Consider the following 16067-nt stretch of genomic DNA (forward strand, 5'->3'; position numbering starts at 1 on the left):
GGTGTGAGACGAGGCTGCGCCTTCATGGCGCGCACAGGTTCTGCACGAAGGCATGCGATGCCAATTGCGCGACTTCGCTCCTTCCTGTCATGTAGCAGCCATCCTGGCTCAGTGCCGAGGCCGCACTGTTCTCGCCGCCTGCGAGGGTTCCCTGGTCCACGGTGCCGCCCAAGGGGGTCCAGGTGATGGCGTGCGAACTTCCGTCGGCCAGTTCGCTGTGGCCTGCCACCGTTCCGTTGTCACCGATATCCACCACACGTGCATTCATGCCGCCAGGCAGCGGAGGAATATCGCGGATGACACCGGTCTGGCTGTTCCAGTAATAGGGCATGCTGCGCCCGTCTGCCAACTGGTAGTGCCCAATCACCTCGCCGAGGATGTTGAGATCGACGCCGCTGTTTCGCGCGGGCGGGGACGATATGGACAGCACCTGCGGACTGGAGGACGAGTTGAGCCAGACGACGGTGCGTCCACCTTGGGCACCAAAATCGCAATAGCCCATGATGCGGGTATTGACGACGGTCTTTGCGCGGCAGAAGACGGCATTGAGAGGCAGGTTCAGGGCCGTGGCCATATAGCCGCCCAGGACTGCGGCAGACCAATAGACAGGACGCGGATGCCCGCTGTTGTCGGGACAGTTGCCCACGATGCCCGGCATGTTGCCGCCCACCACGAAATTGTCCACATCGGACGGCACGCAGTTGGTGCTGTTCAGGCCCAGCAGGCCCGCCGGCAGCGCGCGTGCCGTGGTTTCATTGTTGCGCCACATGACAGGGCGGGCCGTGTTGCTGCCGCTCAGGCTGACGCCTGCCACATAGCCGCCCTGGTTGTATGCCGTGGGCATGCTGCGCACATCGAGCGTCAGCGGCTGCAGTGTCTGCACCGTGGCGGGCGTGGCCGCATTCCAGAACACGCCCACGGACACCGAATTGCCGTCCAGGCAGCTGCCCACCACCTGGCCGCTGTTGGTGATGGCCGCCGCGTTGCAGTTGCGCCCCGGCGACAGGCGTGCAAGGTCTGCCGCACTGCCCGGCGCCAGCGACACGAAGCCTGCGGACGAGCCGTCGCTCTCTGCACAGGCGCCCACGACATGGCCGCTGTTGTTGATGTCCAGGCCCACGCATTGCGGGCCTGCCGACGTGCCCACGTCCTGCATGGGCAGGGCCTGCGCGGCCGGCAGTGCCAGCAACGCAAGGCACGCAACGGAAAAATTCAAATGCTTTGGCTGAAGGCGCATGAAGGGTTCTCCTGAAAAAGCAAAGAAGTCGTTCATGGAAATCGGGTGCCGAACAGGAAATCCGCATGGGGCTTGGCATATGCGCGCCGGTGCAGACGCTATTTCCGTGATCCGCATCCCGGCCCCACGATAGGCATCGCGGTATGGAGCCGTCCATTCGAGCAGCAATCAAAACAACAAAAACAATCAACAAAATCAAAAGCTTGCAAAAGAATCTCCCATCAATAATTGTCTCATCGGCATCCGGGATTCAGGCCATGCCACAGCGCAGCGCCATATGAATGGGAGCTTTCCATGGCAATCACACACTGCCTGACATCCGACAGCGCATGGCCGAATGGCGCAATTCGCCGCCGCTGGAGTCCCGCAGAACTGCTTGCACTCGAACGCTGGGCCGGCGTCCTGCCCGTGCAGATGATCTGCCGCCGGCTGAACCGCAGCGAGCGCTCCGTTCGCTGCCAGATGCACAGGCGCGGCCTGAGCACCCGGGTCCGCGAGGGCGTCGGGCTGCGGCAGGTCTGCGAGGATCTGCAGTTGTCCGCACGGACGGTGAAGGCCTTCATCCTCGATGGCCGCCTGCGCCTGCACAGCGCACAGGTGCATGGTGGGGTGGTGGCGCAGCTTGATTGGTCCCTGCGCCGCTGGCTGCAGACGGCGCAAAGCCACTTGTGCCGTGTCAGCCATTTGAGGGTTACCGAGACATCTCTCAGGCGCTTTGCGCGGGAAGCGGATTTCGGCGCATCAGGCAGCCGCACGGACGCGGCATGGCAACACTGGGCATCCGGCTAGCCCCTGCGCGGCACGGGCCGGGCCTGAATGTCCAGCAGCGGTTTCGGCCCTTCGCCTACGACTGCCGCGAGCGCCAGCATGCAGACTGGCACGCATGTCCCATGGCAGGCGAGGCAGGCATCTCGACCATCTGTCGGCACTTCCGTCGGCACTCCCGTCGGCACACCTTTCGGCACATCCACCGGCAGCGGAGACCTCCACGGGACTTGGTGCCACAGTCAAAGGAATCAGACAGCATGAAAAACCCACCCACCACCGCCCTCGACGTGATCATCGTCGGTGCCGGCTCGGCCGGACTGTCGGCGCTGCGCGAGGTGCGCAAGCACACGGAGCATTTCGCCATCGTCAACGACGGGCCCTGGGGAACGACCTGTGCGCGGGTGGGATGCATGCCGTCCAAGTTGCTGATCGAGGCGGCCAACGCCTTCCATGCACGCAACCACTTCGATGCCTTCGGCATACGCGGCGCGAGCGGGCTGCAGCTGGACCTGCCCGCCGTTTTGCGCCGCGTGCGCAAGCTGCGCGACGAGTTCGTGGCAAGCACGATTAAGGCCACGGAGGGCCTGGGCTGGCGGGCCATCGACGGGCGTGCCAGGCTGCTGGCAGCCAATCGGATCGAGGTCAACGGCAAGGTGCTGGCTGCGCGCAAGCTCATCCTCGCTCCGGGCTCCAGCCCCGTGGTGCCGGAGGAATGGAAGCGCTTTGGCAAGCGCATCCTGACCACGGACACCTTGTTCGAACGCAAGACGCTGGGCCCGCGCGTGGCCGTCGTCGGCCTGGGTCCGCTGGGCGTGGAGATTGCGCAGGCGCTGGCACGGCTGGGACTGGAGGTCACCGCACTGGGACGCGGCCCGAAGCTTGCCGGCCTGTCCGACCCGAATGTCACCGACGCATTGCGGCATCTGCTTGAGAAAGAGATGGTGGTGATCACCGACCATGAAGTGCAGTTGGGCAAGGGCCCGGACAGCAGCATCGTCGTGCGTGCAGGCGACACCCGCATCGTCGTGGACCACGTGGTGGCCGCCATGGGTCGGCGCCCGCAGCTCGAAGGCCTGGGGCTGGAGACGCTGGGGCTTGAGCTGGACGAGCATGGGCAGCCGCCCGTGAGCCGCGAGACACTGCAGGTCGGCGAGCTGCCGCTGTTCCTCGCGGGCGATGCCAATGGCGACCGCCCTTTGTTGCATGAGGCCGTGGACGAAGGCCATATCGCGGGCACCAACGCCATGGCAGAGAACGTGGCCTGCTTCGAGCGGCGCACGCCGCTGTCCATTGTCTTCAGCTCGCCCCAGGCAGCCGTCGTGGGCCAGCCCATGAAGGCGCTGCTGGGTCAGGACTTTGTGGTGGGCCGTGTGGACTTTGCGCACCAGGGACGCGCCCGTGCTGCGCAGCGCAACGCGGGCCTGCTTCACGTCTATGCGGACCCGGCCAGCGGCCTGCTGCTGGGCGCGGAAATGTGCGCACCGGGCGGCGAGCATCTGGCCCATCTGCTGGCCCTGGCCGTGCAGCAGCAACTGACCGTGCACGAGCTGCTGCGTGCGCCCTTCTACCACCCCGTGCTGGAAGAGGGCCTGCGCACCGCCCTGCGCGACGCGGTACGCCAGTTGCGCGAGCCGCCGCCCTCCGACCTGGGCAACTGTGCTCCCTTGCCCATGGACGATTGATCTCGCGCGGCCCAGGGCCGCACGCGGATCAAGCCTGGGGCGCGCTCTGCGGTGCGCTTCCTTCCGACAGCGTCCACCCGCCATTGCCATCGACCGCCAGCGCGTGGGTATGGAAACCCGCCAGCGTGCTGCGGTGGCCCACGCTCACCAGCATGGTCGAGCGCATCTGCTCGCGCAGCAGGGTGTACAGCGCATGCTCCAGGCCCTCGTCCATGGCCGAGGTGGATTCATCGAGAAAGACGATGGCGGGCCGGTTGAACAGCACGCGGGCAAAGGCCAGGCGCTGCTGCTCGCCAATCGACAGGATGCGGGACCAATCCTGGTTCACATCCAGCTTGTCGGCCAGATGGGCCAGGCTGACCTGGCGCAGCGCCTGCTGCAGCCGCTCGTCGTCCTGCGGCGATGCATCGGCGGGATAGGCAATGGCTGTGCGCAGGTCACCCAGCGGCAGATACGGACGCTGAGACAGGAACAGCGCCTGGTGGCCGCCCGGGCGGCCCACCGTGCCTTCGGCGTGCGGCCACAGGCCGGCAATGGACCGCAGCAAGGTGGTCTTGCCGCTGCCCGAAGGCCCCTTGATCAGCAGCGCCTGGCCGGGAATGAGCTTCAGTTGCAGGCCGCTGAGCAGGTGGTGGCCATCAGGGCGGCTGACCTGCAGGCCCTCGATGTCCAGGGCGCCGGGTTGCTCTCTGTGGACGACCTGGGGCAGTTCGCGGGTCTGGGCATTGGCATCCAGAAAGCCGCACAGGCGGTCCAGCGCAGCGCGGTACTGGGCGAAGGTGTCGTAGGAGGTTCGGAAGAAGGACAGCGCATCCTGCACCTGCCCAAAGGCCTGCGAGGTCTGCATCACATCACCGAGCTTGATGGCACCGCTGAAAAAGCGCGGCGCCTGCAGCAGAAAGGGAAAGACCACGGCCACCTGGTTGACGGTGAGGTTGAAGCCGTCGAACTTCAGGCTGCGGTAGACCAGGGCCCAGACATTGGCGATCAATGCCGAGAAGCGCGTCAAAAGCGTGTTGCGTTCGATGGCGGCGCCCTGGTAGAAGGCGATGTTCTCCGCGTATTCGCGCACGCGCACCAGGGCGTAGCGGAAGTTGGCGGTGAGCCTCTCGTTCAGGAAGTTCAGCCGGATCAGCGGCTGGCCCAGGCGAAAGGCGATCAGCGTGGCGATGATCACGTAGACGTAGACCGCAAAGACCATGGCCCGCGGAACCTCCACGCCCGCCACGGCAATGGGCGCGGACAGCCCCCAGAGAATGCCCGTGAACGCCACCAGCGAGACCACGGCGCTGACGGCGCCCAACGCCAGGGTCAGCGAGTTCGAGACAAAGGTGTTCACGTCCAGCTCGATGCGCTGGTCGGGGTTGTCCACCGGCTCGTCCAGAAAGTGGCTGCGATAGTAGGCATCGCCGCGCATCCAGTCGGTGGTCACGCGCTCGTTGAGCCAGACCCGCCAGCGGATGCGGAACGCCTGGTTCACGTAGTAGTTGAACAGCTCGCGCATCACATGGATGGTGGCCAGCACCGCGAAGATGCCCAGGAATCGCCAGAAGCCCTTCTGGTCCAGTTCCTGCAGCGCGCTGTAGAAGCCGTTGTACCAAAAGGAGAACAGCACGTTCATGCGCACCGAGACCAGGGCCAGCACCAGCAGCAGCATGAACACCAGCAGCGGCCACCAGCTGTTTCTGGGGTGCAGGAACGGGCCGGCCAGCTGCCAGAACTGCCGGCCCCAGCGGGTGAATCGAACCAGCAGCAGCGCCACGGCCGCGAAAGCCACGACGGTGATCACTGAGGCCGCCGCCAGCCAGACCAGGCTTTCCTGCAGCGCCTTGCTCCAATCCATGTCCATGCCGGAGATCCTCGGGTTGTGTGGGTGGAGAGAATCTACTCCTGTTCAGGCAGGCCGGCGGGCAGGCCTGGGTGCATGCCGGCAGCAAGCCATCTGCGCTTGCAATGCCCCCATCGCCGTTGCCGATGGGGCCGCTGCCGACGAGGCCGCTGCGCAGGATTAATATTCCGTGCATGCCACCCCGAGGCAGGCACGGAGACAGGATCGGCCCGCACGGTTCCACCCCATGACAACAGCGATGCCGTCCCCGGGCCCTGCCCGGGCGGCCCAGACACAAGCCAGAACATGCCCGCATCGCCGCCCCAGGCTTCCCCGCCACACGACACCGCCGATGCGCCTGCCCAGCGCCCCGCCCCCGCCAACCTGCGCGACCTGTTCTGGTCCTTCACCTGGCTGGCCCTGCAGGGCTTTGGCGGCGTGCTGGCCGTGGTGCAGCGCGAGCTGGTCGAGAAAAAGCGCTGGCTGACCAACGACGAGTTCGTGGAGGACTGGGCCGTGGCCCAGATCATGCCCGGGCCCAATGTGGTCAACCTGTCCATCACCATTGGCGAGCGCTACTTCGGCTGGCGTGGTGCCGTGGTGGCCGTGTGCGGGATGCTGTGCTTTCCCATGCTGCTGGTGCTGACGCTGACCGTGATCTATTCGCAGCTGGCCGACCACCCCGCCATGGCCGGGGCGCTGCGCGGCATGGGCGCCGTCGCGGCCGGCCTGGTGGCGGGCATGGGGCTGAAGCTGACCAGCACGCTGAGCCGCCACCCGCTGGGGCGCTGGTGCAGCGCGGCCCTGGCGCTGGCCTCGTTCATTGCCATGGCCGTGCTGCGCGTGCCGCTGGCCTGGGTGCTGCTGGTGGTCGGCGGTGCCGGCTGCGTGCTGACCTGGAGAAAGCTCGCCCCATGAACGCCGCCCACCAGATCGCCCTGAACCTGCAGCCCGCCGACTGGCTTCAGTTGCTGCTGTATTTCCTGACGCTGTCGCTGATGGCCGTGGGCGGCGCCATTGCCACGGCGCCCGACATGCACCGCTTTCTGGTCGATGGCCACGGCTGGCTCAGCGAGGCGCAGTTCAGCAGCTCCATCGCCATCGCCCAGGCGGCGCCCGGGCCCAATGTGCTGTTCATCGCCCTGCTGGGCTGGAACCTGGGCCTGAACGCGGGCGGGGGCACCGGGCCGCTGGCATGGACCTTTGGTGCGCTGGGCGTGACCATCTGCATGGTCGGCATCCTGCTGCCCAGCTCCCTGCTGGCCTGGCAGGCCTCGCGCTGGGGCCAGCGCAACAGGAACCGGCGCGGCGTGCGTGCCTTCAAGCAGGGCATGGGGCCGCTGGTCATCGGGCTGCTGCTGGCCACGGGCTGGCTGCTGGGCAGCGCCGGCGGCCGCCCGGCCCAGGACTGGCGCCTGTGGCTGCTGACCCTGGCCTGCGCCCTGCTGGTGTGGCGCACGCGCATCCACCTGCTGTGGCTGCTGGGCGCGGGCGCGCTGCTGGGTGCGCTGGGCTGGATCTGAGAGGTCCTGAGGACTACCCTGGTTTTTTCGTCAAAAGGAGCCGTACATGGCGCAAGCCCCTTCTCTCCGTTCCCTGGGCCGCAGCGGCCTGCAGGTCTCGCCGCTGTGCTTTGGCGGCAATGTCTTCGGCTGGACCGTGGACGAGGCCACGTCGTTCTCGCTGCTCGACGCCTGGCTGGATGCCGGCATGAACTTCATCGACACGGCCGACGTGTACTCGCGCTGGGCGCCGGGCCATGCGGGTGGCGAGTCGGAGACCGTGATCGGCAAATGGCTCAGGCGCAGCGGACGGCGCGCCGACATCGTGCTGGCCACCAAGGTCGGCAAGGACATGGGCGAAGGCCGGGTGGGCCTGCGCCCCGAGTACATCCGCCAGGCCGTGGATGCCTCGCTGCAGCGCCTGCAGACGGACTACATCGACCTGTACCAGTCGCATGACGACGACGCCAGCGTGCCGCTGGCCGATACCCTGGGCGCCTTTGCCGAACTGATCGCCGCAGGCAAGGTGCGGGCCATTGGCGCCTCCAACCACAGCGCACCGCGCCTGGCCGAGGCCTTGCGCACCAGCGCCGAGCTGGGCCTGCCGCGCTACGAGAGCCTGCAGCCGCTGTACAACCTGTACGACCGCGCCGTGCTGGAGCGCGATCTGGCTCCGCTGTGCGCGGCCGAGCAGGTGGGCATCATCAACTTCTATGCGCTGGCAGCAGGTTTTCTGACGGGCAAGTACCGCAGCAGCGAAGACGCAGCCAAGAGTGCGCGCGGCGGCAAGACCGTGGCCACATACCTGAACCCGCGCGGCCTGCGCATTGTGCAGGCCCTGGACGCCGTGGCTGCGCGCCTGAACAGCCAGCCCGCGTGCGTGGCCCTGGCCTGGCAGATGCAGCGCCCGTTTGTGACCTCGCCCATCGCAAGCGCGACCTCGCTGGCCCAGTTGCAGCAACTGGTGCAGGCCACGCGCCTGCAGCTGTCGGCTCAGGACGTGGCCGAGCTCAACCAGGCCAGTCAGGAAGAAGGCGCAAGGGACTGACCTGCGCAGGCCAGGGCAGCCTGCCCGCCCTGGCCGGGGCCTCTCAGCCCGCCAGCAGCGCGGGCAGGATCTGGGCCGATGGGCCGCGCAGGCACTGGTGCGCTGCGTCATCCAGCTCGGAAGGCGCCGGATTGATGACGGCCACGTGCGCGCCTGCCCGGCGCGCGATTCGGGCCAGCCCCGCTGCCGGATACACGGCGCCCGAGGTGCCAACCACCAGCAGCACCTCGCAGCGCTGCACGGCAGCCTCGGCGGCCTGCCATACGCCCATGGGCAGGGACTCGCCGAACCAGACCACGCCCGGGCGCACCAGGTTGCCGCAAACAGGGCACTGCGGAGGCTCGCCAGGGTTCAGCCCGGCCAGGTCGCAGCAGGCGCGGGGCCGCTCGAGCCAACGGTCGCGCATCAACTCGCCATGCAGGCACAGCACGCCGGGGCTGCCCGCACGCTGGTGCAGGCCATCCACGTTCTGCGTGACCAGGGTCATGCGGCCCGGGTGCTGCAAGGCCCACTGCGCCAGCGCATGGTGGCCTGCATTGGGCTGCACTGCCGCCACGGCCTCGCGCCGGTGCGCATACCACTGCCACACGCGCTGCGGATGGGCGCGAAAGCCCGCCTCGCTGGCCATGTCCTGTGGGTTGAACTGTGCCCAGTAGCTGTTCTTGTCATCGCGGAACGTGGGCACGCCGGACTCGGCACTGACGCCTGCGCCCGTGAGCACGGCGATGTGCGCTGCATGCGCGATGCGCTCGCGCAGCTCGTGCAGCTCACCCTGGCCGGGCAGTTCGGCGGCAGCCGCAGGCAGCGAAGTGGGGGAAGGTTCGTCGGGCATCGGAGGGCGAAGGAAAAAAAGCAGGCCATTGTGCGGCAGCGCCGCCCCAGGGCGCATCAAATGCCTTTTTCCACCATCTCCAACAGGCGCAGCGCCAGCGCCCGACGCTGCTCGGGTGTGGCACGGCGCAGCGGGCCGTCGATCACCAGCAAGGCCATGCCGTGCACGGCCGACCAGGCCAGGAACTCGGCCTGGGGACGGCGCTCGGGCGGCAGCACGCCGGCCTCGGCCATGCTGTCCAACGCGTAGCCCAGCAGCTCGAACGGGTTCAGGCCCATGGCCGCCGCACGCGTGGTGTCGGGCGGCAGGTCCACGTCGTACTCGACAGAGGCAAAGGCCGTGCGGAACCAGCCGGTCTCCGTCTGGGCAAAGCCCAGGTAGCCCCGGCCCACGGCAGCCAGCAAGGCGCGTGAGCGCTGCAGCGCATCGGGCAGGGCACGGGCCTGGACCATTTCGGCCTCGATGGCCGCGGCCAGTGCGCCCAGGGCCGCAGCGCGCACGGCATCAAACAGTGCCTGGCGGTTGGCAAAGTGACGATAGGCCGCATTCGGCGCCACGCCCGCCCGCCGCGTGGCCTCGCGCAGCACGATGGCCTGGGGACCGCCTTCGCGCGCCAGTGCCAGGCCAGCCTCGACCAGGGCCTGGCGCAGGTCGCCATGGTGGTATGACTCACGCCTGACACGTCGCTGCGTCACTGTTTTGATTCCTTTTTTTTCTGCATGACCACGTCACACGCAAGGGACGACAGCCCTGCCCCGCCGATTTACAGCTTGACACCGAAGCTGACAGCGCCTGATGTGGACAGCGTCCATTTTAGTCCCTAGCATATGTGAACGGCGTACACACGCCGGGCAGAAATCGATAAAAAGCCGACATCGAACGGCAAAAACGGTTTTCACCGTCACCAAGGAGACAAGCATGGCTTTGCACACCGGCCGCATCCAGCCCTGCCTCTGGTTTGACAACCAGGGCGAGCAGGCGGCGCGCTTCTATACGGAAGTCTTTCCCGATTCCCGCATCACGGCCATTGCCCGCTATGGCGAAGCCGGCCACGACATCCACGGCAGGCCGGCGGGCAGCGTGATGACGGTGCAATTCGAGCTGGACGGCCAGCCCTTTCTGGCGCTCAACGGCGGCCCGATGTTCCGCTTCAACGAGGCCGTCTCGCTGATGGTCAGTTGCGATACGCAGGACGAGATAGACCACTACTGGGGCGCCCTGTCCGAGGGCGGCGACCCGGCGGCGCGTCAATGCGGCTGGCTCAAGGACCGCCATGGCCTGTCTTGGCAAATCGTTCCGGCCCAGATGGCGGGCTGGATGGGGGGCCCCGACATGGCCGCCGCCCAGCGCGTGATGCAGGCCCTGCTGGGCATGCAAAAGCTGGACATCGCCGCCCTTGAGCGCGCGCATGACGGCCGCTGAGGCCTCCGGCGCCCATCCTCCCACTCCTCTCCCCCTCCCCTCGCCACCATCCACTTCAGGAGCATTCCATGCAATTCATCCCCTATCTGAACTTCAACGGCAACTGCGCCGAGGCCTTTGCCTTCTACGCCAGGCTGTTCGGCGGCACCATCGTGCACCAGAGCACCTTTGGCGAGACACCGGGCATGGAGCAGATGCCCGATTCCGCCAAGGGGCTCATCATGCATGCCCACCTGCAGATCAAGGACCAGGCGCTGATGGCCTCGGACGCCACCGACAACTGCGGTGGCGGCGGCTACCAGCAGGCCCAGGGCATGTGGATCTCGATCGGCGTGGACGACGCCACCGAAGGCGGCCGCATCTTCAACGCGCTGGCCGAAGGCGGCAAGGTGACCATGCCCTTCCAGGCCACGTTCTGGTCGCCGGGCTTTGGCATGGTGACGGACCGCTTCAACACACCCTGGATGGTCAACGTCAAGAGCGAGGCCTGAACAAGGCCGGCCGACACATTGCCTCTGTCACCCAAGAAGGAGTCTTCATGAACGCCAACCCAGTCGTCTGGTTCGAGATCCATGTGCAGGACATGGCGCGTGCGCGCCGGTTCTATGAAACCGTCTTCCACGGCAAGCTGGAGCATCTGCCGGCGCCAGATGGCTCCGACAGCCAGGAGATGCTGTCCTTTCCGATGGACATGACAGGCCCCGGCGCGGGCGGAATGCTGGTGCGGATGGACGGCGCACCTTCCGGCGGCGGCGGCACCCTGGTCTATTTCGGCTGCGAGGACTGCGCCATCGAACAGGGCCGCGTCGAGGCCGCAGGCGGGCGCATCGAGCAGGCCAAATTCTCCATAGGCCCCCACGGGCACTGCGCCGTCGTGGTGGACACCGAGGGCAACCGAATCGGCCTGCATTCCATGCAATGAGAAGCGCCATGACAGCACAAGACCTTCCCGAACACGCCAACGACCTGGTGCTCACGCGCCTGCTGGACATTCCCGCCGACAGGCTCTACCGCTGCTGGACCGAACCCGCGCTGATCCAGCAATGGTTTGCGCCCAGCCCCTGGAGCGTGTCCCGCGTGGACAACGATGTGCGGCCCGGCGGCCACAGCCTCATCGTCATGCGCAGCCCCGAGGGGCAGGAGATGCCCGGGCGCGGCGTCTACCTGGAAGTCATTCCCAACCGCCGCCTGGTCTTCACCGACGCATTCACCCAAGGCTGGGTGCCAGCCGACAAGCCCTTCATGACGGGCATCGTCAGCTTTGACCCCGAAGGCAGCCAGACCCGCTATACCGCCCGGGTGCGGCACTGGAGTGCTGCCGACCGCGCCCAGCACGAAGCCATGGGTTTTCACACCGGCTGGGGCCAGTGCACTGACCAGCTGGCCGAACTCGCAGCCCGGCTCTGAAGCCGGATTTCACCAGGAGAGAGCCATGCACTACATCGACGGATTCGTGCTGCCCGTTCCCCGGGCCAACCTGCAGGCCTACCGCGAGGTGGCCGAGGCCGCAGGCAAGGTCTGGATGGAATACGGCGCGCTGCAGTACTGGGAATGCGCGGGCGATGACGTGCCCATGGGCACGCTGACCTCGTTTCCCCAGGCCGTGCAGCTCAAGGAAGGCGAGATCGTGTTCTTCTCATGGATCATCTATGCGTCGCGCGCGGAGCGTGATCGCATCAATGCCGCCGTCATGAAGGACCCGCGCATCGCCTCCATGGACCCGGCCACCATGCCCTTCGACGCCAAGCGCATGTTCTGGGGCGGCTTCGAGAGCGTGGTGGAACTGGGCACGGGCGAGGGTGCAAGTGCGGGCGCCAGCCGCGCGCCGGCCTAGATCTGGTCAGCCGGGGCGGCAGACACGGCAGGCGTGTTGCCCTGGCCGCGCTGGCGCAGCGCTTCGTACAGGCACACGCCGCTGGCCACGGACACGTTGAGACTGGAGACGGCGCCCATCATGGGGATGCCGATCAGCTCGTCGCAGGTCTTGCGCGTGAGCTGGCGCATGCCGTCGCCTTCGGCGCCCAGCACCAGGGCCGTGGGGCCCGTGAGGTCCACCTCGTACAGGGTCTTGGGCGCATCGTCGCTGGTGCCGATGATCCAGATGTCGCGCTCCTTGAGCTCATTGAGCGTGCGCGCCAGGTTGGTGACCATGAAATAGGGCACGGTCTCGGCCGCGCCGCTGGCCACCTTGGCCACGGTGGCGTTCACGCCCACCGCATGGTCCTTGGGCGCAATCACCGCATGGGCGCCGGCGCCATCGGCCACGCGCAGGCAGGCCCCCAGGTTGTGCGGATCGGTCACGCCGTCCAGCACCAGCAGCAGCGGCTTGCTGATGCCGTCTGCCTCCAGCTGCTCCAGCAATTCGTCCAGCGAATGCACCTGGGCTACCGCCTCCACGCGCGCGGCCACGCCCTGGTGGCCATGGCTGCCAGCCAGCTTGGCAAGGCGTTCGCCGTCGGCCTCGATCAGCCGGACGCCGGCCGACTTGGCGCGGTCGAGGAACTGGCGCATGCGCGCATCGCGGCGCGTGGCCTCGTAGTAGACCTCGATGATGGATTGGGGCGCGGTCTTCATGCGCACGCCGACGGCGTGGAAGCCGAAGAGAACTTTGGGGGACGACATGGGACGCAATTATCCCGCCAATTGAGCGGTGCCCCGGGCCCCGCCTTGCGAAGCCCGTCTGCGCGCAACGGCTCCTGTGGTTTTTACGTAGCCGCTACACTGCGCGGCTTGGCCGCCTTCCAGCAGCCCTGCACATTGCGGCATGCACCGTAGCCACGGGCATGCCGCTTTGCATTTTTCCATCGCTTGAGTTTTTTCCTTTTCTTTGCCAACCATCATGCTCAAAGCCCTCTTCGCCCGGCTTGCCCGCACCAGCCTGGTCGGCCAGATCGCCATCAGCCTGGTCGCTGGCGGCCTGCTGGCCTGGCTCTGGCCCGAGGCCGCCCAGTCCGTGTCCCTGCTGGGCACGCTGTTCATCTCCGCCCTCAAGGCCGTGGCGCCCGTGCTGGTGCTGCTGCTGGTGGTCTCGGCCACCAGCAACCACCGGCCTGGCCAGGCCACGCAGATCCGCCCCATCCTGTGGCTGTATGTGCTGGGCACCTTTGCGGCGGCCGTGGTCGCCGTGGCGGCCAGCATGGCCTTCCCTTCCACCATCCAGTTCAAGGATGCCGCCCCGGCCCAGGGCGCGCCCGGGCGCATCGGCGAAGTGCTGATGGCCCTGGTGCAAAGCGCCTTCGACAACCCCGTGCGTGCGCTGATGAATGCCAACTACATCGGCATCCTCGCCTGGGCACTGGCCATGGGCATGGCCCTGCGCCATGCCTCGGAGTCCACGCGCACCGTGATGCAGGACCTGGGCCAGGCCATCACCCGCGTGATCCAGGGCGTGATCCGGCTGGCGCCGCTGGGCATCTTTGGCCTGGTGGCAGGCACCTTTGCCCAGTCGGGCCTGGAAAAGCTGCTGGACTACGCGCACCTGCTGGCCGTGCTGCTGGGCTGTATGCTCTTCGTGGCCCTGGTGGTGAACCCGCTCATCGTCTGGACACAGACGCGCCGCAACCCCTATCCGCTGGTGCTGACCTGCCTGCGCGAGAGCGCGGTGACGGCCTTCTTCACGCGCAGCTCGGCCGCCAACATTCCGGTGAACCTGGCGCTGGCCAAGCGCCTGGGCCTGGATGAGGACACCTACAGCGTCTCCATCCCCCTGGGCGCGACCATCAACATGGCCGGCGCCGCCGTCACCATCAGCGTGCTCTCGCTGGCTGCGGCCCATACGCTGGGCATCGAGGTGGACCTGCTGACCGCCATCTTGCTGTGCGTGGTGTCCGCAGTGTGCGCCTGCGGCGCCTCGGGCGTGGCCGGCGGCTCGTTGCTGCTGATTCCGCTGGCCTGCAGCCTGTTCGGCATCTCCAACGATCTGGCCATGCAGGTGGTGGGCGTGGGCTTTGTGATCGGCGTGATCCAGGACTCGGCCGAAACCGCGCTGAACTCCTCGACCGACGTGATCTTCACGGCAGCTGCCTGCGAGGCAGCCGGGCGCCGTGAGGCCGTGGCGGCCTGAGCGCCACCCCTTGCTGGCGTCCGATCAGGCCGCCAGCGCCTGCCCCTCTTCGATGCTGGCGACGCGGCCGGCCTCGATGGTCACGCGGCGCTCGCAGCGCGCGGCGATGGCTCGGTCGTGCGTGACCATGACCAGCGTCGTGCCGCGCTCGCGGTTGAGCGCGAACATCAACTCCATGATGGTTTCGCCGGTCGCAAAGTCCAGGCTGCCCGTGGGCTCGTCGGCCAGCAGCACGGCGGGCTCGACCACGAAGGCGCGGGCCAGCGCCACGCGCTGCTGCTCGCCACCCGACAGCAGCTTGGGATAGTGGCCCAGGCGCTGCCCCAGGCCGACGCGCTCCAGCATCTCGGTGGCGCGGCGGCGGGCCTCGCGGCTGCCCGCCAGCTCCAGCGGCAGCATCACGTTCTCCAGCGCCGTCAGATTGCCCAGCAGCTGGAAGCTCTGGAACACAAAGCCCAGCTTTTGCGCGCGCACGGCGGCGCGTGCATCCTCATCCAGCGCGAACATGTCCTGGCCCTGCAGCCGCACCGTGCCGCGCGTAGGCGTATCCAGGCCGGCAAGAATGGACAGCAGCGTGCTTTTGCCCGAGCCCGAGGCACCGACGATGGCCACGGTTTCCCTTGCGGCAAAACGCAGATCGATATCCCGCAGAATATCCAGTGTTCCGGTCGAATCGCTGACCGACTTGAAGACATGCTCGACTTCGATCAGGGGCTGGGCAGTGCTTTGTGACATGGAGGATGGGAAGACGATGCAAGACAAGCTGCGCGCAATGCGCCGACGCCGCCACTTTATATCGGCCGGCTTGGCCTTCGGCCTGCTGGGTACTTGGACGGCCACGTCCACGTGGGCAGCCGAGCCGGGCCCGCTGCTGGTGCTGGGCGACTCGCTGAGTGCCGAATACGGACTGGCCCGTGGCACGGGCTGGGTGGCACTGCTGCAAAAGCGCCTGCAGGAGAGCCCAAAGAATGTGCCGCTGGTCAACGCCAGCGTGAGTGGAGAGACCACCTCGGGCGGCCGCTCTCGCCTGCCTGCCTTGCTCAAGCAGCACAAGCCATCGGTGGTGGTGATCGAATTGGGTGGCAACGATGCGCTGCGGGGTCTGCCGCTGCAAAGCACGCAGGGCAATCTGGACGCCATGGTGCGCGCGGCCCGGGATGCCGGAGCCAAGGTGCTGCTGGTGGGCATGCAGGTGCCGCCCAACTATGGCAGCGGCTATACGCGCCAGTTCGAGCAGTTGTTTGCCAAGGTGGCGCAGGAGCAGAAGGTGCCGCTGGTGCCCTTCCTGCTGGCCGGCATCGGTGATGCGGCCGATTCGGCCCAGTGGTTCCAGGCCGACCGCATCCACCCCACGGCCAAGGCCCAGCCGCGCATGCTGGACAACGTCTGGCCCCAGCTCAGCAAGCTGCTGCCCTGAGCTCAGGGCAGGCAGGGTGTCAGCTGCCGCGGCCTTCCTCGCCGGGACGGGCTGCTGCAGGAGATGCCTGCGCATTACCTTCTGAGCCGCCGCCCTCATGGTCGTCGGGTCTTTTTTCAGCCTTGGCCTTCTCCTTCTCTAGCTTCTTCTGCTTCTTGGCCAGTTCGCGCTGGCGTTTTTCATAGGCGTAATTGGGTGTCGCCACAGGTGGACTCCTCTGTTGTTGCAAGCCCCACTGTAGCCGCAAGACGGGGCCTGCCAGGAAAAC

The 16067-nt window shown here is 67.1% G+C and carries 19 protein-coding genes; 12 read left to right on the forward strand and 7 right to left on the reverse strand.

The features are described 5' to 3' along the window. Positions 1-22: 22 nt before the first annotated feature. Positions 23-1237: an HAF family protein gene (locus BW39_RS15995; protein ID WP_043822992.1), complete on the reverse strand. Its 1215-nt coding sequence runs from the start codon at positions 1235-1237 to the stop codon at positions 23-25. A 294-nt stretch (positions 1238-1531) separates the two neighbouring features. On the opposite strand from BW39_RS15995, the gene BW39_RS16000 reads away from it, so the two are divergent. Both BW39_RS16000 and BW39_RS16005 read left to right on the forward strand, forming a co-directional pair. Next, positions 1532-2026: a hypothetical protein gene (locus BW39_RS16000; protein WP_043822948.1), complete on the forward strand. Its 495-nt coding sequence runs from the start codon at positions 1532-1534 to the stop codon at positions 2024-2026. Between the two features lie 236 nt (positions 2027-2262). After that, positions 2263-3687: a dihydrolipoyl dehydrogenase gene (locus tag BW39_RS16005; RefSeq protein WP_043822950.1), complete on the forward strand. Its 1425-nt coding sequence runs from the start codon at positions 2263-2265 to the stop codon at positions 3685-3687. Between the two features lie 28 nt (positions 3688-3715). Here the strand turns inward: BW39_RS16005 and BW39_RS16010 are convergent, their stop codons facing one another. Then, on the reverse strand, positions 3716-5536 hold the full coding sequence (locus BW39_RS16010) for an ABC transporter ATP-binding protein/permease (RefSeq protein ID WP_043822951.1): 1821 nt from the start codon (positions 5534-5536) through the stop codon (positions 3716-3718). Positions 5537-5821: 285 nt separating this feature from the next. Here BW39_RS16010 and BW39_RS16015 point away from each other — a divergent pair, with 285 nt between their 5' ends. Genes BW39_RS16015 through BW39_RS16025 form a run of 3 tightly spaced genes read left to right on the forward strand, consistent with a single transcriptional unit; the run spans position 5822 to position 8065 of the window. After that, positions 5822-6433, forward strand: coding sequence for a chromate transporter (locus tag BW39_RS16015; RefSeq protein WP_013802193.1), 612 nt, complete (start codon positions 5822-5824; stop codon positions 6431-6433). After that, positions 6430-7038, forward strand: a complete 609-nt coding sequence (locus BW39_RS16020) for a chromate transporter (RefSeq protein WP_043822953.1) — start codon at positions 6430-6432, stop codon at positions 7036-7038. The genes BW39_RS16015 and BW39_RS16020 overlap by 4 nt, the downstream gene beginning before the upstream one ends. A 46-nt stretch (positions 7039-7084) precedes the next feature. After that, complete coding sequence (locus BW39_RS16025; protein ID WP_043822955.1) at positions 7085-8065, forward strand: aldo/keto reductase; 981 nt, start codon at positions 7085-7087, stop codon at positions 8063-8065. A gap of 43 nt (positions 8066-8108) precedes the next feature. Here BW39_RS16025 and BW39_RS16030 read toward each other — a convergent pair whose 3' ends face one another. Both BW39_RS16030 and BW39_RS16035 read right to left on the reverse strand, forming a co-directional pair. Beyond that, a complete protein-coding gene (locus BW39_RS16030; RefSeq protein ID WP_043822957.1) occupies positions 8109-8954 on the reverse strand; it encodes an SIR2 family NAD-dependent protein deacylase in 846 nt (281 codons plus the stop codon). Further along, positions 8954-9592, reverse strand: a complete 639-nt coding sequence (locus tag BW39_RS16035) for a TetR/AcrR family transcriptional regulator (protein ID WP_013802189.1) — start codon at positions 9590-9592, stop codon at positions 8954-8956. Before BW39_RS16035 ends, BW39_RS16030 begins: the two co-directional genes overlap by 1 nt. 223 nt (positions 9593-9815) lie before the next feature. Here BW39_RS16035 and BW39_RS16040 point away from each other — a divergent pair, with 223 nt between their 5' ends. The 5 genes from BW39_RS16040 (at position 9816) to BW39_RS16060 (ending at position 12153) form a co-directional block, all read left to right on the forward strand. Then, complete coding sequence (locus tag BW39_RS16040; RefSeq protein ID WP_013802188.1) at positions 9816-10319, forward strand: VOC family protein; 504 nt, start codon at positions 9816-9818, stop codon at positions 10317-10319. Positions 10320-10387: 68 nt separating this feature from the next. Continuing rightward, positions 10388-10810 (forward strand): VOC family protein, encoded by a 423-nt coding sequence (locus BW39_RS16045; protein ID WP_043822959.1) that lies wholly within the window; start codon positions 10388-10390, stop codon positions 10808-10810. Positions 10811-10857: 47 nt separating this feature from the next. After that, the gene (locus BW39_RS16050) at positions 10858-11241 is read left to right on the forward strand and encodes a VOC family protein (protein WP_043822960.1); all 384 of its coding nucleotides are present in this window, start codon (positions 10858-10860) and stop codon (positions 11239-11241) included. Between the two features lie 8 nt (positions 11242-11249). Further along, on the forward strand, positions 11250-11726 hold the full coding sequence (locus tag BW39_RS16055) for an SRPBCC family protein (protein WP_043822963.1): 477 nt from the start codon (positions 11250-11252) through the stop codon (positions 11724-11726). 25 nt (positions 11727-11751) lie between these two features. Continuing rightward, entirely contained in the window at positions 11752-12153 is a 402-nt protein-coding gene (locus BW39_RS16060; protein ID WP_043822965.1) for a DUF1428 domain-containing protein, read from the forward strand. Here BW39_RS16060 and rlmB read toward each other — a convergent pair. After that, on the reverse strand, positions 12150-12941 hold the full coding sequence (gene rlmB / locus BW39_RS16065) for a 23S rRNA (guanosine(2251)-2'-O)-methyltransferase RlmB (protein ID WP_043822967.1): 792 nt from the start codon (positions 12939-12941) through the stop codon (positions 12150-12152). The genes BW39_RS16060 and rlmB overlap by 4 nt on opposite strands. 217 nt (positions 12942-13158) lie before the next feature. Here rlmB and sstT point away from each other — a divergent pair, with 217 nt between their 5' ends. Then, a complete protein-coding gene (gene sstT, locus BW39_RS16070; protein WP_013802183.1) occupies positions 13159-14382 on the forward strand; it encodes a serine/threonine transporter SstT in 1224 nt (407 codons plus the stop codon). 24 nt (positions 14383-14406) lie between these two features. Here sstT and BW39_RS16075 read toward each other — a convergent pair whose 3' ends face one another. Continuing rightward, positions 14407-15117, reverse strand: coding sequence for an ABC transporter ATP-binding protein (locus BW39_RS16075; RefSeq protein WP_013802182.1), 711 nt, complete (start codon positions 15115-15117; stop codon positions 14407-14409). 16 nt (positions 15118-15133) lie between these two features. Between BW39_RS16075 and BW39_RS16080 the strand changes: the two genes are divergently transcribed. Beyond that, positions 15134-15799, forward strand: coding sequence for an arylesterase (locus BW39_RS16080; RefSeq protein ID WP_013802181.1), 666 nt, complete (start codon positions 15134-15136; stop codon positions 15797-15799). A gap of 19 nt (positions 15800-15818) precedes the next feature. Here the strand turns inward: BW39_RS16080 and BW39_RS30410 are convergent, their stop codons facing one another. Then, positions 15819-16004: a hypothetical protein gene (locus tag BW39_RS30410; RefSeq protein WP_016451670.1), complete on the reverse strand. Its 186-nt coding sequence runs from the start codon at positions 16002-16004 to the stop codon at positions 15819-15821. Positions 16005-16067 lie beyond the last annotated feature (63 nt).

Origin of the sequence: Delftia sp. RIT313, from assembly GCF_000632165.1 — a bacterium.
GTDB lineage: Bacteria > Pseudomonadota > Gammaproteobacteria > Burkholderiales > Burkholderiaceae_C > Comamonas > Comamonas acidovorans.

What these genes read in the sequence shown, in the direction of transcription:
- BW39_RS16020 (WP_043822953.1), top strand. Translation starts at nt 6,430, where the DNA reads ATGAACGCCGCCCACCAGATCGCCCTGAACCTGCAGCCCGCCGACTGG.
- BW39_RS16025 (WP_043822955.1), top strand. Translation starts at nt 7,085, where the DNA reads ATGGCGCAAGCCCCTTCTCTCCGTTCCCTGGGCCGCAGCGGCCTGCAG.
- BW39_RS16075 (WP_013802182.1), bottom strand. Translation starts at nt 15,117, where the DNA reads ATGTCACAAAGCACTGCCCAGCCCCTGATCGAAGTCGAGCATGTCTTC.
- BW39_RS16080 (WP_013802181.1), top strand. Translation starts at nt 15,134, where the DNA reads ATGCAAGACAAGCTGCGCGCAATGCGCCGACGCCGCCACTTTATATCG.
- BW39_RS16055 (WP_043822963.1), top strand. Translation starts at nt 11,250, where the DNA reads ATGACAGCACAAGACCTTCCCGAACACGCCAACGACCTGGTGCTCACG.
- sstT (WP_013802183.1), top strand. Translation starts at nt 13,159, where the DNA reads ATGCTCAAAGCCCTCTTCGCCCGGCTTGCCCGCACCAGCCTGGTCGGC.
- rlmB (WP_043822967.1), bottom strand. Translation starts at nt 12,941, where the DNA reads ATGTCGTCCCCCAAAGTTCTCTTCGGCTTCCACGCCGTCGGCGTGCGC.
- BW39_RS16050 (WP_043822960.1), top strand. Translation starts at nt 10,858, where the DNA reads ATGAACGCCAACCCAGTCGTCTGGTTCGAGATCCATGTGCAGGACATG.
- BW39_RS16060 (WP_043822965.1), top strand. Translation starts at nt 11,752, where the DNA reads ATGCACTACATCGACGGATTCGTGCTGCCCGTTCCCCGGGCCAACCTG.
- BW39_RS16015 (WP_013802193.1), top strand. Translation starts at nt 5,822, where the DNA reads ATGCCCGCATCGCCGCCCCAGGCTTCCCCGCCACACGACACCGCCGAT.
- BW39_RS16045 (WP_043822959.1), top strand. Translation starts at nt 10,388, where the DNA reads ATGCAATTCATCCCCTATCTGAACTTCAACGGCAACTGCGCCGAGGCC.
- BW39_RS16000 (WP_043822948.1), top strand. Translation starts at nt 1,532, where the DNA reads ATGGCAATCACACACTGCCTGACATCCGACAGCGCATGGCCGAATGGC.
- BW39_RS16005 (WP_043822950.1), top strand. Translation starts at nt 2,263, where the DNA reads ATGAAAAACCCACCCACCACCGCCCTCGACGTGATCATCGTCGGTGCC.
- BW39_RS16010 (WP_043822951.1), bottom strand. Translation starts at nt 5,536, where the DNA reads ATGGACATGGATTGGAGCAAGGCGCTGCAGGAAAGCCTGGTCTGGCTG.
- BW39_RS16030 (WP_043822957.1), bottom strand. Translation starts at nt 8,954, where the DNA reads ATGCGCCCTGGGGCGGCGCTGCCGCACAATGGCCTGCTTTTTTTCCTT.
- BW39_RS16040 (WP_013802188.1), top strand. Translation starts at nt 9,816, where the DNA reads ATGGCTTTGCACACCGGCCGCATCCAGCCCTGCCTCTGGTTTGACAAC.
- BW39_RS15995 (WP_043822992.1), bottom strand. Translation starts at nt 1,237, where the DNA reads ATGCGCCTTCAGCCAAAGCATTTGAATTTTTCCGTTGCGTGCCTTGCG.